A 16,400-nucleotide genomic window follows, 5' to 3' on the forward strand; every position below is an offset into this window, starting at 1 on the left:
CCATATGCATCACATAGAACACATTTACATCGACGGCGCTTTCGTAACCCCGGAGGGTGAAGAGCGATTCGATCTGTTCAATCCCGCCACGGGCAAGGTCATAGGCACCGTAAGGCTGGCCGACGCACGCGACGCAAAGCTGGCCATCGAGGCAGCGAAGCGCGCCTTCGTCACGTTCTCGCGCACCAGCAAGGCCGAACGCGTCGCCCTGCTTCGGCGCATGCACGCCGCTATCGAGGCGCGCGAAGACGACCTCAATGAGGCCATCATCGAGGAATACGGCGCGCCCGTTTCGCGCGGCCGCTGGATGGCCAAGCACGCATCGAGTGTCTTGCTCGATGCAGCGATCACTCTGGAGGACTATTCGTTTGAACGTCGCATGGGTAGCGCCGAGGTAGTGATGCAGCCGCTAGGCGTGGCGGGTCTGATCACGCCATGGAACAGCAACGCCGGTTTCATCTGCGGCAAGCTCGCAGCAGCCATTGCCGCCGGCTGCACAGCGGTGATCAAACCCAGCGAGATGAGCGCGCTACAGACGCGCATCGTCATGGAAGCCCTGCATGAAGCCGGCGCGCCTGCCGGTGTATTCAACATCGTCACCGGACGCGGTGAAACCGTCGGCGCAGAAATCGTCGGACACCCGGATGTCGCAAAGATCTCATTCACGGGCTCTACCGCCGTCGGCAAGGCGATTGTGCGTGCGGGTGCGGAAACGCTGAAGCGCGTGACGCTGGAGCTCGGTGGCAAGTCGCCCGTAGTGATTCTTGACGATGCCGACTTTGCACAGGCCGTACCGATGGCGATCCAGGCGGGCTTCATGAATAGCGGTCAGGCATGTATTGCCGGAACGCGCATTCTGGTGCCGGAAAGTCGGATGTCCGAATTTGAAGCGGTCGCCAAACAGATCGTTGCGCAAACGATTGCGGGTAATCCGCGCGATGCGAAAACCGATGTCGGTCCGATGGTCAGCCAGAAACAATGGGATCGTGTACAGCGCTACATCCGGCTCGGCATCGACGAAGGCGCGCGTCTGCTGGCGGGCGGAGAAGGTTTGCCCGATAACGTGAGCGAAGGCTGGTTTGTGAAGCCCACGATTTTCAGCGATGTGCGAAACAGCATGGCGATTGCGCGCGAGGAAATTTTTGGCCCGGTGCTGTCGGTCATTGCGTATCGCGATGAGGAAGATGCCGTCGCTATCGCTAACGACACGCCTTACGGTCTGCAGGCTTATGTCATGTCGCGTGATTCGGCGAGGGCCAGTGCCATCGCATCGCGTATCGATGCCGGGCGCGTGCTGATAAACACCCTGACCCACGAACCGAAGGCACCGTTTGGTGGCTTCAAACAATCGGGGATAGGTCGTGAATACGGCAGCTTCGGGCTGGAGGCATTCCTGGAACCCAAATCGGTATTGGGCCTTCATCAGTAGTCGGCATCCTATTCGGTACGGCCTGTGCTCATTTCCATCCGTGTCTACACGGCTTGCCGCTCCTGTTCGCTTTCGACCCAACCTGCCCATGCAGCCCAGAGTAGACTGGTTGTGCTGCGCAGTTCGGATCGTGCACGGTGAGACGTCATCGCGTGGCGTTCGACGGTCGCATGTCGTGGAGGGGCTCTCTTCGAGCGCGAAGAAGGTCGGGTGATGACGGATCGTACGGAGCATGTCCGCATGTCGCGTTACGTTTCGGTCGTGAGGGTTCTAGCGTGCTTGGCATGCGCCGCGTGCTTGGGCTGCTTGCCCGGTTGCGCATCGATGAGCGGCGGGCGCGTTTCCCAACGCTCTGCCGACGCATTGCTCGAGAAGGCGCACACCTGGCAGGCGCAGGCCATCCGGGGCCAATCTGCGCGGACTCAAGCGGAGGCATGGATACATTGCGCAACGCTGGCGCATGACGCCATGGCTGCCGAAAAGGCGACGACGCAAACAGCGGCCGCGCTGCTTGCCACGCAATGCAGTCGCGCCTACTTCGATCTTGTGGCGCAAGGCGGCCCTATCGGCGTGACAGTAGGGCCGTCGTCACCGGGAGGCGTCGCGATCCACGTCGAATTCCGAGGCGTGCCCGATAGCCTCGGTAACAGCGTCTACCTGGAGCCTGCCGACCAGGTGCCGATGGAAGCTTTGAATGGCGTTCGCTATCAGCATTCCGGGTTCGGTGTGGCGCTTGTCGCGTTCGCACTGCCTTGTTCCGATCGACCCATCTGCCATCTTTATCCGCCGGAGGGCGTGTTTCGGCCAGTGACCATGTGGCTGGAGGCGCCAGCTGATCCCAAGCATCACGACGACACACCCGTTCTGGTGCTGCAGAACACCGTGCTTCAACCCGAACACGTCGCGGGCAGCAACCACTATGCGCTTGCCGAAGATCGGTCGGCCCCTTATGCGCAGCTGCTGGAGCGATCGCGACTAAAGCGATTGGCGTGGTGGGGCATGATCGGCGGAGCGGAACTGGGCAAGCGATCAGGTTTGTTTCTGTTGGACGACTACGATCCGAACAAGACGCCCATCATCATGATTCATGGCCTCGGCAGCAGTCCGGTGATCTGGGCGCGGTTGAGCAACGCGATCATGGGCGACCCGGAACTTCATCGGCGCTACCAGATCTGGCACATCGTCTATCAGTCCAACGCGCCGTTGCTGGTGGAGCGTTATCGCGTCCAGCACTACATCGATGGAGCCTGGGCCATCCTCGATCCGGACGGTCATGCACACGCAAGGCAAGGTGTCGTGCTGATCGGGCACAGCATGGGTGGTGTGATTGCGCGTTTGCTGTGCGCGCAAAGCACGCCAGCCGTGTGGGATGCGGCGTTTTCCGTGCCTGTTGAAAATCTGCATGCCGATGCGACCGATCTGACCGCGCTCCGCAGAGTTTTCCAGTTCAAGCCCTACCCCGGCGTCGATGAGATCATCTTCATGGCCGCGCCACAGCGCGGAAGCCCGTCTGCAGAAGGATTGCTGGGGCGTTTGGTGGGGCTGCTGGCGTGGCGAAACATCGAGGAACTGGCGGGATTCGCCCGCATCGCCGTCGAGAATCCGAAAGCCATTCAGCCCGTGGTTCTATCCATGCTCCAAACGGGCCGCATCACAAGCATCACTAGCCTGCGACCCGACGAGCCCGTCACGCTTGCGGACGAAAAGCTGATGCCCGCGGCCGGCGTGCGCTACGACACGATTGCCGGCGTTCTTCCGGGCGTAAAGCCGCCGGGAGACGGCTACGTGCCATTAAGCAGCGCGCTGCTGCCCGGTTCCACCACGACATTGATTATTCACTCCAACCACCAGGTGCCGATGAAGCCCGAGGCAATCGCAGATGCGTTGAAAATCCTGCGTGAGCACGACGCGACCCACGATGCGTTGAGCAGTGCACCGCCTTAGCGTTTAGTAGTGCAAGGCGTTGCTGCAGTTCTGTGTGTCCGCGTCGCAAAGGCCTGGACGAGCCCGGGCCCGCCAGCATGGCTCTGATAGGTAGTAAGTAGGCTGGTACCGATCGTCATACTGGTCAGGCGGAAGTTGCCGATGCAAACCGGCCGTGAGGCGCAACCATAAGAGACTGACGAAATCTAAACGTTCTGTGAACTTATCAAGGTCCACATTGGTGCCAGGGGAGCTTCAACAGCTCATGCGATAGACCGGGGTACGTTCATGCGCATTGCTCATTCAATCAGTTTCGTGGTGGTTTCGTTAGCGATGATGTGGCTGACGCTGGCTTCCGGTGTTACTCACGCATCCGATAGCGATCCACTGAACGCTGAAGAGCAAGCGTTCCTGACCCGGGCCATGTCGGACAACGCCGTTCAGTTGGCGATGGCCAAACTGGCGCTGGCGAAATCGAAGAATCCCCAGATCATCGAGTTGGCCAATGCCATCGTCAACGAGCGGCTGGCTCTCGATCAGGAGCTGGTAGCGCTTGCCTCCGGTTCGATCGATAAAACTGCCTTGCAGCGTGATGCGGCCGACAATCACCGGATAGCTGCCTTGCAGTCTTTGAATGGCGATGCCTTCGACAAAACCTTCACCGGTCTGCTGGTGCGGGATCATTGCGAGATCATTTCCGCCTACGAAGCGATGAAGGTCACCTCGACCCACGAAACACTCAAAGCCATGGCACACAACGCGGTGCCGGCACTGCAGGGCAATCTGACGATAGCGCTTGCTGTCCTGAGATCCGGAAGCTGGAAGCCGGTGTCTCATCAGGAAGCGTTGACGAGCGCCGATGAGCATTCGTCGAAGATGCCGGCCTACTGGGAACCCATTTCGATCGTCACGGCGCCGTGGTAAAGCGGCTCGACTGACACATCGATCATCGCGCGATAGGCACAAGCCTGCATTGCTCCGGCAAGCGCCTATATCGAACCTTCTTACTACCTGTGAGTTCGTCGCCCTGACGAACTGAACGCCTCTGCGTGAGATCCGCACAGGCAATAAACGCGTTCGTCGACATCGTCACTGCACCGCATCATGCGCATGCGTGATGTGCGTGCATTTTCTTCCAATGAATACGTATGCATACGCTGGTTGCTGCACTGCGATGCTTTCTACTATGCGCCGCACTAGCCGCCGAACAGCCAATACTGCGTCCGTGACGCAGCTTCCATGGGGATCGATTTGGCCTTCCAAACAACGGCGATAGCGCAGGTTGTTACGCCTGCCATGCACGGCTTCATGGAAGAAGCACACCCCGCTGTTGCACCTCTTCTTCCACCAAGCAAGATGGAGGCAAACCCTAATGAAGTGTCCGAAGATTTTCGCCGCGTTGCTGATCTGCGCCGGTCTTGCCGGTGCACCGATCATGCCCGCTCATGCATCGATCGACAGCATGAGCCTTGGCGCCAGCTATAACGCGCAAAAGACCCAGATTACCTTTCGGGTCTATTCCGCCAACGCCACTAACATGATGTTGTACCTGTACAACGCCGGTTACGGCGCGCAGGAATCTGCGACCTACACGCTGAGTTCGGTCGGCAACGGTGTCTGGCAAGTGGTCGTTCCCGTATCAGCCATTCAAGGGGCAGGCATTACCGGCACGGTCTACTACGGTTATCGCGCGTGGGGTCCGAACTGGACGTACAGCGCGAGCTGGACAAAGGGCTCTTCCGTCGGCTTCATTTCGGATGTCGATGCCAACGGCAATCGCTTCAATCCGAACAAGCTGTTGATCGACCCTTACGCGCTGGAAATCAGCCAGGACCCGCTCAATACCCAGAATCAGGACAACGCTATCTTTGCGACAGGCGCCACCGTCGACTCCGCTTTTGGAAAGGCTTACCGGTTGATCGATAGTGGCACTTATGCACCTAAGGGCATCGTCTTGGCGCCTAGCGGGCAAAGCACCGGCACCAAGCCGACTCGCGCGCAGAAGGATGATGTCATTTACGAAGTGAATGTTCGCGGCTTCACCAAACAGGACCCGAGCATTGCTACGCAGTATCAGGGCACTTATTACGGCGCCGGACTCAAGGCGAGTTATCTCGCAAGCCTTGGCGTTACCGCCGTCGAATTTCTGCCTATCCAGGAAACGCAGAACGACGCGAACGACGTCGTTCCGAATTCGGATGCCAACCAGAATTACTGGGGCTACATGACCGAAGACTTCTTGGCGCCGGATCGCCACTATGCCTACAACAAAGCGCCGGGCGGCCCGACCGCCGAGTTCCAGGCGATGGTGCAGGCTTTCCACAATGCCGGCATCAAGGTGTACATGGATGTGGTCTACAACCACACTGCCGAAGGTGGTTTGTGGACCAGTTCCGACCCCACCACGGCGACCCTGATTTCCTGGCGCGGCCTGGACAACGCGACCTACTACGAGCTCGACTCGACCAATCAGCTCTTTTACGACAACACCGGCATCGGCGCCAACTACAACACATACAACACCGTCGCCCAGAACCTGATCGTCGATTCGCTCGCCTATTGGAACAATACGATGGGCGTCGATGGTTTTCGCTTCGACGAAGGCCCCATCTTGGGCAACAGTTGCTTGAATGGCGCTGCGAAAGCCGCGGCACCGAACTGTCCCAACGGCGGCTTCAACTTCGACGCGTCGGATTCGAACGTCGCGATCAATCGCATCCTCCATGAATTCACCGTGCGTCCGGCTGCAGGCGGCAGCGGGGTAGACCTCTATGCCGAACCGTGGGCCGCGAGCGGCACCGGCAACTACCAACAGGGCGGCTTCCCCGCCGGTTGGTCCGAATGGAACGGCACCTTCCGCGACAGTTTGCGCCAGGCGCAGAATGAGCTCGGCAACATGACCATCTCCATCGGTCAGGATGCGAACGATTTCTCCGGCTCATCCAACTTTTTCCAGGCCAGCGGTCGCTCGCCGTGGAACTCCACCAACTTCATCGACATCCACGATGGCCTGACGCTCAACGACGTCTATTCCTGCAACGGCTCCAACAACAGCCAGGCATGGCCTTACGGTCCGTCCGACGGTGGCATCAGCAACAACTACAGCTGGGATCAGGGCGTGTCGGCCGGTACGGGCAGTGCTTACGATCAGCGCCGCGCCGCGCGCACCGGCCTGGCGTTCGTGATGTTGTCCGCAGGCACGCCGATGATGCAGGGCGGCGACGAACACTTGCGCACGCTTCAATGCAACAACAACGCGTACAACCTCGACTCCACCGCCAACTGGTTGAACTACAGCTGGAACACCAACCAGACGAACTTCTATAACTTTGCACAGCGCTTGATCGCATTCCGCCTTGCGCACCCTGCATTGCGTCCGGTCACCTGGTACACCTCCAGCCAGGTCGTCTGGTACGAACCCAGCGGCGCTGTCGCTACCAGCAGCTATTGGAACAACACCAGCAACTACGCCATTGCCTACACCGTCGATGGTGCATCGTTCGGTGACGCCAATTCGATGTACATCGCCTATAACGGCTGGTCCGGTAGCGTCACCTTCACCCTGCCGCCGCCGCCCACCGGCACAAACTGGTATCGCGTTACGGATACCTGCAATTGGAACGACGGCGCCAATACCTTTGTTACGCCGGGCAACGAGACGTTGATTGGTGGCGGTGGCACCACGTATGGCCAGTGCGGACAGTCGTTGTTACTGCTTATCTCGAAGTGACAAATATGGACGGCGGAAGTAGTTGGGTCTCATCGCTTAACTATTTCCGCCTCCTTGATCCGAACCGACAAATTAGCTTGCGCCAAACTGACATCAGCAAGGCGCAAGTGACTTTTCTGCCCGCAAATGACTTGCAAAACGGGGCATTCGCCTATGCCAGACGATTGCACCCCGGGACTTTTTGGTCCACATTCGGCCAGACGTAGGGTTAGGCAGCGTGAAATCGGGGATGGAGAACAAGCGGGAGGGTGTGTCGATCGTTTCGTTGCCGGAGACCCCGGCCATCGACGTACGCACCAATACGCACAGTTTCGATGCCTTTATTCGCAGCCAGTTTCGCGGTTTGCTGCAGTTTCTGCGCGCGCGAACGGTCACCGAGCAGGATGCCGAAGACGCGGCGCAGGAGAGCATGACCAAGCTGCTCCGTTATCGCGAATCGGAGCCACCTTCGGCTTGGAAACAGCTGCTTTATCGGATTGCGGTAAATGTGGCGAACGATCAGTTTCGAGTCGCCTTGACCCACCACAGCAAAGAACACGTTGCCCTCGACGGGTTGGACATCGCCGCGACAGGGCACTCGCCGGAGCAGCGCGCGGTGTATGAGCAACAGGTAGCGCACCTGACCAGGGCCATCCTGGAACTACCGCCCAAGTGCCAACGCGTCTACCTGCTGAAGCGGGTGCACGACATGAGCCACGCGCAGATCGCCGAGCGCTGCGGCATTTCGGTGAAGACCGTCGAGAAACACCTAGCTACCGCCCTCGCCCAGTTACGGCACAAGGTAGGCGAATCGTCGGCGGGCACGTTTTAATGAACATGGACAGGCGGAACACCGACGAGAACGCCAAGCTAGGCTCGTATGACGAGGCCGAGCACTGGTTTGTGCACCTTCTGGAATCCGGTTGTTCAGCCGACGAACGCGCCGAATTCGAACGCTGGCGCGCCGCCGACCCGGCCCACGCGGCGGCTTATCGCGAAATCGAATTGCTGTGGAGACAGAGCAAGGAAGCGGTAAAGAACCCCGCCATCGTGGCCGCCGCGAGTCGGGCGCTGCGCCGTGAGCCTGAAACGCGTGCGCGGCGATACTGGTTTTTGCCGGCGATGGCGGCGGGCTTGGCCATCCTGGTCGCCGTGATTGTTTTACCGCGCTGGCTGGGAACCTCAGCCGATCCCGCCGGCATGACCTACACCACCACGCCCGGCCAGCAACAAACCGTAGCGCTGAACGACGGTTCCACCATCATGCTGGATACCGACACCGAAGTGGTGGTTCGCTACAGTGCGCGCACGCGCCGCGTGGATCTATTGCACGGCCAAGCGCAATTTACCGTGCAAGGCAATCACGCGTGGCCATTTGTCGTGCATGCCCAGCATGGCACGGTGACCGCCGTCGGCACGCAATTCCAGGTACGCATCAACGACGGCTGTACCGACGTCGCGTTGCTTAAAGGCAAGCTCGCCATCGCCACGGAATCACCCCATGGCACGCCGCAGAATGCATCGCTGATTGGCGGGCAAGGTCTGGCGTATGACGAGACGGGTCGCATCTCGCCACTGCATTCGATCGATCTGCAGATGGCGGGCGGCTGGACGCAAGGCAAGTTGTTTATTCACGATTGGCGCTTACCCGATCTGCTCGCTGAGATGAACCGCTACAGCGCTACCAAACTACAGATCGGTGATCCGTCGCTGCAAGACATTCGCATCAGCGGCATCTTCCGCACCAACAATCAGCAGGTCTTTCTGCAGCTTTTGCAGCAAGGCTGGCCGATCCACGCCAAGCGCCTCAGTGCCACGCAGATTGTGTTGCTGCGCAATCGCTAGCTGTCGGCATTTCGCCAACCACGACGCAAAGAAGACACCTCACACCGCCCGTGGGTAGGGTTTTTGTGCCTGCACCCGTCTTATGGCATGGCGGCGCTGCAGCATGGTTGACGTACAGGGACAGTTGGGGGCGTCAATCTCTGAGGAGCTTCGGGGGCCGCTAGACATTCCTGGTGAGTCGAGACGCCGTACGAGGGTGCGGTGATAACTACTACATGGGGCTTAGACGGCCGCATCGGTGTCGTCTGTCCCAAATTTACGGGAGTTCACTAATGTCGAGCAGTATTCGTTTTTCGGGGAGTCGTAAATTGCTGCTGCCAGCTGCTTTGTCGCTGGCGTTGTCGTCCATGTCGGCGCAAGCCGGCAATACCTGGGTATCGACGCGCACGCATGCGGGCATTCAGACCAGCAGTGCGCATGTTTCCACGCTGGTGATGACGGGACATCCGTCGATCGATGCCTCGCAGATCATGCCGCTGGAACAGAGCAAGCCGCTGCATATCGAAGTCAGCTTGAATCTGCGTAATGTCGATCAGTTGCAGAGCTTTCTGCAGGCAGTGAATCAGCCGGGCAGCGCGAACTATCACCGTTTCCTGACGCCCGCTCAATTCAAGGCGCAGTACGCGCCGACCGATGCGCAAGTACAGGCCGTGGTCGCGCATCTGAAAGCAAACGGCTTCACCAACATCAAAGTGGCGCCGAACAACATGTTGGTGTCGGCTGACGGCAATGCCGCTCACGCCAATGCCGCGTTCAACGCCAACATGAAGACCTTCAGTTTCAAGGGCAAGCAGCACTTCGCCAATGCCTCCGATGTCACCGTGCCAGCAGCACTGGGCGGCATCGTGGACGGCGTGCTCGGCCTGCAGGATTACGTCAAACCGCACGTGATGTCGCACAAGATCAGTAGCGACGTTGCCAAGCCGCAGGCGGCGGGCAGCAATGTCGGACACCAGCCCACGGATTTCCCGAAGATCTACGACGTCGGCAGCACGCCTAGTGCTTCCAACACCACGGTCGGCATCATCACCTGGGGCGATATGACCCAGACGATTGCGGACTTGAATACCTTCACCAAGAATGCCGGTCTGGCCACGGTCAATACGGCAACGGTGGCAGGCGGTAGCGGCACACTGGCCAGTGACGGCGACGATGGCGAATGGGCGCTGGACAGCCAGGACATCACCGCCGTTTCCGGTGGCGTGAAGCAGCTGATTTTCTACGCCGCCATCAACGGCGACAGCCAGGACAGCCAGCTGACGGACGCCACCATCACCGCCGCCTACAACAAAGCGGTGACCGACAATGTCGCCAAGGTCATCAACGTATCGCTGGGCGAAGACGAAACAGCGGCCAACAGCTCCGGCACCCAAGCGGCGGATGACAAGGTATTCGCTCAGGCGGTTGCGCAAGGCCAGACGTTCTCGGTCGCTGCCGGCGACGCGGGCGTGTATCAGTGGTCGAGCGATCCGACCGAAGGTGCACCCGGCTACATCGCCAATTCCAGCGGCACGGTGCAGATCGACCTGAGCCATTACGGCGTGAGCGAGCCGGCCACGTCGCCGAATGTCGTCGCCGTGGGTGGCACCACACTTAGCACCACGGGTACCACCACGTGGGCCGGCGAAACGGTGTGGAACGAAGGCCTGGCGGCCGTCGATCCCAACAACAACGACAACAACGAACGTTTGTGGGCCACCGGCGGCGGCATCAGCCTGTTCGAGGCGGCACCGGCATGGCAGACCACGGCACTCGGTGCGTCGGTAACCAAGCGCGAATTGCCTGACGTGGCATTCGACGCGGCTTCGTCGACGGGCGCCATCATCGTTGCCAATGGCCAGACCGGTCAGCAGTACGGCGGTACCAGCCTTGCCTCACCGATCTTCGTCGGCATCTGGGCGCGTATCGAATCGGCCAACAGCAACTCGTTGGGTCTGCCGACGCAGAACATGTACAAATATTTCCCCACGGACGCGTCGCCGCTGCATGACGTAACCTCGGGCAACAACGGTTACAACGGCTACGGCTATAACGCTGGCGCCGGTTACGACAACACCACGGGCTGGGGCAGCTTGGACATCAGCAAGTTCAACGCCTATGTCACCAAGTATTGGGGTGGTGCGCCGACGCCGACACCAACCCCAACACCAACACCGACGCCCACGCCAACACCGACGCCCACGCCAACGCCCACGCCTACTCCGACACCCACCCCAACACCGACGCCAACGCCAACGCCAACACCGACGCCCACACCATCGGGTCATCCGGTTGCCAATTTCGGTGACACGGTAAGCGGCCTGACGGCGAACTTCACCAACAGCTCCACCGATACGGGCGGCACGATCAGCTCGGACGCGTGGAACTTCGGTGACGGCAGCACGTCCACCTCGGCCAGCCCCAGCCACACCTATGCGGCGGCCGGTACCTATACGGTATCGCTGAAGGTGACGGACAACACCGGTGCGACCAACACCAAAACGGCGTCGGTCACAGTGACGAGCAGCGGTGGTGGTGGCGTATTCAGCAACAACAAGGCCGTGGTGATCAACGACAACGCCACCATCACCAGCAGCATCGCGGTGACCGGCGAGCCGGGCAACGCACCCTCGACCTTGAAGGTGCACGCCAACATCACGCACAACTGGTCGGGTGACCTGACGATCGAGATCGTCGCGCCAAACGGTGCCTATGCCGTGCTCCAGAACCCCGATTACGGCGATGACGGCAACATCAACACCACCTGGACGGTCAATGCATCCTCGGTGACGGCCAACGGTACCTGGAAACTGAAGGTCATCGACAACGATCCTCAGTACTACGGCGACTACGGCACGCTCAACAACTGGAGCCTGACCTTCTAAGCCTGTATCCCGTGTTTGTCGGCGCGCAGGGACGCGTGCCAAGGAAGGCAAAAGCCCGGCTTTCTATGGCCGGGCTTTTTTTATGGGCTTTCTGAAACCGCACCTTGCCCTATGATCGAGGTGCCGGATGCGGGTTGACCCGCGATCCACACGTTCGAGAGAAAGATGGGGGTGGAAGATAGGAATGCAGGGGCGTTCAACGGCATGGGTTGCGCAGATTTCTTTGCGCCGCAATGCTGCGCGCGATTCCAGAGTGCGAGGATTCCTGCTTCGCCACGCCATGGCATGCGCACATACCCTGACGATCGCATTTTGCGGCGCAGGCTTGATGCTCAGTCTTCCCGCTGCACGTGCCGATGAGACCACCGCGAAAGCTCAGCTATACGCGATTGGGGCTGGCAATCTTCGCAATGCCTTGGATGCGCTCGCCGCACAGAGCGATGTGCAAATCGTCTATTCGCCGGAGCTGGCCGCCGGCAAGACCACCCAGGGGGTATCCGGACGTTTCACGCCTACGGACGCGTTGAAACAACTGCTCGTCGGTACGGGTTTGACGTGGAAGACCGTGAATGACTCGACGTTCGTGCTGGTGTTGTCGGCGGTCTTTCATCAAGCCGCAGTCGAGCCAGCGACGAGAAACGTTTCAGAGACCCCGAAGACACTTAATGTAGTCAATGTCAGTGGCTCGCTGATCGGCAATGCCGCCATTCAGACTGCAACGCCCACGTACACCCTCACGGCTGTGGACATCAAAGAACGCGGCTTCAACAGCGTCGCCGAGGTCCTACAGAACTCCGTGCTTGCAACCGGATCCGTACAGGGTCCACAAGAGGCTGGCTCGTTTACCCAGGGAGCTCAGCCGGTCAGTCTGTTCGGTCTGGGTCCGCAATTCACTCTTATTCTGGTGGATGGCAAGCCAGTCGCCAATTTTGGACGGCTATATAACGGCACCATCAATTTCACCAGTGTCTCCAATATTCCGATCGCCATGATCGATCATATCGATGTCATGCCGGGCGGCGCCTCGTCGATCTACGGCTCGCAGGCCATCGGCGGTGTCATCAATATCGTTACCAAGTCGCACATGGATGGTGGCGACGTATCGGTGCGTACCGGCCATTTTTCGGACGGCGGCGGTGCCAACCAGCGTGTGAGCTTTGCGTACGGTCACGACTTCGGCAGGCTGAACGTGTTGGCTGCGGGCGAGTTCGATAACGCATCGCCGATCTGGGGCTACCAGCGGCCATTGACGGTCGGCAGCAACTCGGGTCCCGGTGGCGTTGGAGCGCCGAGCGTTCAAACCGGCATTGTCGATTACGGCACGATCACGACATATACCGGCAACCCGTTGGGTTATGTCGATCCACCCGCCGGCTGCGCCGGCAACCTTTTTGGAGGCAGCACCGCGCTGGCCACAAGCGGAAACCCGAGCCAGCCGGGTCAGTACTGCGGCTCGCGCAAACTGGACGGCTATACGACGTACAGCAATCAGGCTCGCAACTACGACGGCATGCTGAAGCTCGACTACAGGTTCAACGAACATGTCCGGCTCTACAGCGATGCGTTGCTGAACTGGCAACAGCAGCGATGGTTTCCCGGCGTTCCCGCGTGGTTTCCCGATGATTTGCCGCAAGGCGCGATCGAGGATGCCAGTACCGGCCATTTCCTTTATCCGGAAAAGTTCTTTGCGCCCGAAGAAATGCCTGGCGGTGCCGCGGGCCAGATGTACAGGCAGGACGACCTGTTGTATCAGGTCGATGTGGGCGCAAATGGTCAATGGGGCGATTCGGGTTGGAACTGGGATCTCTATTACCTGCGCTCCGGCGATCGCACCAAAGTGGTGGAACCGCTATCGATCAAGGCGAATATCGACAATTTCTTCAACGGCATGCTGGGACCGGTAGTCGGTGTCGATCCCGCCACCCAGCTCAACCTTTACAACCCCAATTACAAAGCGTTCTTCCAGCCGATTACGCCCGCGCAATATGCGAGTTTCACGCAAGGCGTCGGTGAATTTAGCAATACCTGGATCAACAACACCCGCGCCACGGTTAGCAACGCGGCGCTGTTTGATCTGCCCGGAGGCGAAGCCGGCGTCGCCGCGCTGGTCGAGGGAGGCAACGAAGCATGGTACGAGCCGGTCAATCCGCTATTTACGCAAGGCGATGTGTTCGAGCACGCCGAAACCGGCGGCGGCGGGCAACGTTCACATGTTGCCTCGGCGTTCGAACTAAACCTGCCGCTGTTCAAGCTGCTGACGATCGATCTATCCGGCCGCTACGACCATTACGCATTGGATGAAGGCAGCAACAATCACAAGTTCACTTATAAGGCTGGCATCGAATACCGACCGATCGATAGCTTGTTGTTACGCGGCAACAGCACTACGGCGTTCAAGGCGCCGGATCTGTCGTCCATATTTCTTGGGCCTACCGACTACTACACCACCATCACCGACTACTACCAGTGCGCACTGGCGCATAGCACCAACTGCGGCCCCATCTATCAATACGGCGTACAAGGCACATCGCTGGCCAACCGCAAACTGCAACCCACGGTGTCGCAGAGCTGGACGCTTGGCACGGTATGGTCGCCTAGCGACGATCTCTCCCTGAGCCTCGACTATCTGCACATCGCGATCCAGAACGAGGTTGTACAGCAAAGCCTCGACATGCTGATTCAGGTGGATGCGCAGTGTCTGCTGGGTCAACTGAATCCCGACTCGGCGGAGTGCCTGGCGATCACCAATGCGGTCAACGGTCAGGTACGGCGCGCCGGCGGCAATGGTCCGGTCAGCGGTATCACCACGTACTACGCCAACCTCGCCAACGAAGTGACCAAGTCGATCATCGGCAGCGCGCGATACCACTTCGTGCTCTCGCATGTCGGCAGCTTCAGTGTGCAGCTCGACTACAACGACATGCTCAAGCACGACTACCAATTGGCAGCCGGTCAGCCGCCGATCGACAGTCTGGCAAACCCGGAGTACAGCAACGAATTCAAAAGCATCGTCAGCGGCAGCCTGACCTGGACCAGCCCGGGCGGACAATGGACCAGCACACTGTACGGACACCGCTACGGGCCGTCGCCGAACTTCACGGCGGCCAACAATGGCACGGGTTATCCGGGTTCCGGTCACGTATCACCGTGGATCACCTTCAACGGCAGCGTGAGCTATCGGCCTGTTCGCAATCTCGAGCTATCGTTGTTGGTCAACAACATCGCGAACAAGATGCCGCCGTCCGATCCGACTTACGTCTCCTATCCCTATTTCAATAACGAGAACTACAACGTCTACGGTCGAGAGATCATGTTGCAAGCTGATTTGAAGTTTGGTTCCGCAGCGCGTTGATTGACAGCTCGATACGTTCATTGCGGCCCCGGTGCCTGAGCCTCGTGGAATAACGCGTTCAAGCGCGGCTGTTAGGTCGGAATCCGCGAGCACAAGCGAGTTTTCACGGCAGAAACATGTTTTACGACGTAAGCTACGCGTAAGCTAAATATGAATCCAGGGCTCTAGAATTCCGTTTCCGCCTGACGCACGGTGCGTTCAGGGCTGTCCCAAGCCGACATGACCATGCCGCTTTTGGTCACTTTGTCACGTGGCAATCGGCGATACACGTAGTTGCGAAGCCCTTGGCAGGGTGATCCACGGTTGGCACAACGTGTGCATCACGTTAATGCCCTAAGTATTAAATGAATGAGGCGCAGCACACCCTCATCGAGCAGCCGGCGGGACTCTTGCGTCTCCTAATTACCTCCAGGGAGCCGCGAAGAGCGATATTTGCCTTCTTGGATCTGAAGACAATGGACTTGCAGACAACACTTGCCAAGCCGTTGCACATTTCTCGCCGCCTCGTATCTATTGCGGCGCTTGTAGCGCTGCTCGCGTGCCTATCGCTGGTGAGCAGAAGTGAAATGCCGCAGTCGCGTTTCGTGCTAGATCAGACGGGTGGCGCTGTCACTTCCATCGACAAGCAAATGTTCCGCGGAGCGAGCGATTGGTTGGCGAGGAGAAAATATGCCGTCTTGACCTTTGATGATGGTCCGTATGGCCATGGTATAGACGAGCAGATCCTGGAAGTTTTACATCGGCACCATGCGCACGCCGTGTTCTTCCTAGTTTGCAGTCACATCGATGAAACGACGAGCCATGTGCTTGGTGATCTCGAGCGCAACGGTGACATGATCGGCAACCATAGCTACGACCACTTACAGCTCAACCGATTGCAAGCCCCCGAACTTCATCATCAGATCGAAGGTTGCAGCTCAAGGATCGCGAAGCTGACTGGACATCGTCCGTATTACTTCCGACCGCCATTTGGTGAGACATCGTCAAGCGTCAAGCAAGCCGCAGAAGCTGCAGGCATGAAGCAAATGATGTGGAACGCTAATAGCGAAGATAGCTGGCTAACCAGGCCAGATCAGATTCTTTATTGGACTTCAGAACAGATTGAAAACGAATCTATTCTGCTCATGCATGACAAACCTACGACGGCTGCCGTACTCGATCAGGCACTGACCAATCTGGAGCAGCGCGGATTTCAATTTGTGCTGCCTACGCAGCCTTCTTCGAGTGGATTGGTGAACTAAAACCGGTCTCCGTTGATAGATGCTGAGTCGGATCTTT

The 16,400-nt window shown here is 58.9% G+C and carries 9 protein-coding genes; all 9 read left to right on the plus strand.

From position 1 onward, the window contains the following. Positions 1-4: 4 nt before the first annotated feature. The 9 genes from QQL64_RS00835 (at position 5) to QQL64_RS00875 (ending at position 16,363) form a co-directional block, all read left to right on the plus strand. A complete protein-coding gene (locus QQL64_RS00835; protein ID WP_284395118.1) occupies positions 5-1,429 on the plus strand; it encodes an aldehyde dehydrogenase family protein in 1,425 nt (474 codons plus the stop codon). A gap of 324 nt (positions 1,430-1,753) precedes the next feature. Next, positions 1,754-3,373: an esterase/lipase family protein gene (locus QQL64_RS00840; RefSeq protein ID WP_284395119.1), complete on the plus strand. Its 1,620-nt coding sequence runs from the start codon at positions 1,754-1,756 to the stop codon at positions 3,371-3,373. A gap of 267 nt (positions 3,374-3,640) precedes the next feature. After that, positions 3,641-4,276: a DUF4142 domain-containing protein gene (locus tag QQL64_RS00845; protein WP_284395120.1), complete on the plus strand. Its 636-nt coding sequence runs from the start codon at positions 3,641-3,643 to the stop codon at positions 4,274-4,276. A gap of 448 nt (positions 4,277-4,724) precedes the next feature. Then, on the plus strand, positions 4,725-7,082 hold the full coding sequence (locus QQL64_RS00850) for an isoamylase (protein WP_284395122.1): 2,358 nt from the start codon (positions 4,725-4,727) through the stop codon (positions 7,080-7,082). A gap of 217 nt (positions 7,083-7,299) precedes the next feature. After that, positions 7,300-7,893 (plus strand): RNA polymerase sigma factor, encoded by a 594-nt coding sequence (locus QQL64_RS00855; RefSeq protein WP_284395123.1) that lies wholly within the window; start codon positions 7,300-7,302, stop codon positions 7,891-7,893. A 5-nt stretch (positions 7,894-7,898) separates the two neighbouring features. Beyond that, complete coding sequence (locus tag QQL64_RS00860) at positions 7,899-8,906, plus strand: FecR family protein (RefSeq protein WP_284395124.1); 1,008 nt, start codon at positions 7,899-7,901, stop codon at positions 8,904-8,906. Positions 8,907-9,178: 272 nt separating this feature from the next. Then, the gene (locus QQL64_RS00865; protein ID WP_284395125.1) at positions 9,179-11,770 is read left to right on the plus strand and encodes a protease pro-enzyme activation domain-containing protein; all 2,592 of its coding nucleotides are present in this window, start codon (positions 9,179-9,181) and stop codon (positions 11,768-11,770) included. Positions 11,771-12,098: 328 nt separating this feature from the next. Beyond that, on the plus strand, positions 12,099-15,122 hold the full coding sequence (locus QQL64_RS00870; protein ID WP_284395126.1) for a TonB-dependent receptor: 3,024 nt from the start codon (positions 12,099-12,101) through the stop codon (positions 15,120-15,122). A 344-nt stretch (positions 15,123-15,466) separates the two neighbouring features. Beyond that, the gene (locus QQL64_RS00875) at positions 15,467-16,363 is read left to right on the plus strand and encodes a polysaccharide deacetylase family protein (RefSeq protein WP_284395127.1); all 897 of its coding nucleotides are present in this window, start codon (positions 15,467-15,469) and stop codon (positions 16,361-16,363) included. Positions 16,364-16,400: the final 37 nt, after the last annotated feature.

This window comes from Dyella lipolytica (assembly GCF_030160075.1).
In the GTDB taxonomy this organism is placed as follows: domain Bacteria; phylum Pseudomonadota; class Gammaproteobacteria; order Xanthomonadales; family Rhodanobacteraceae; genus Dyella_B; species Dyella_B lipolytica.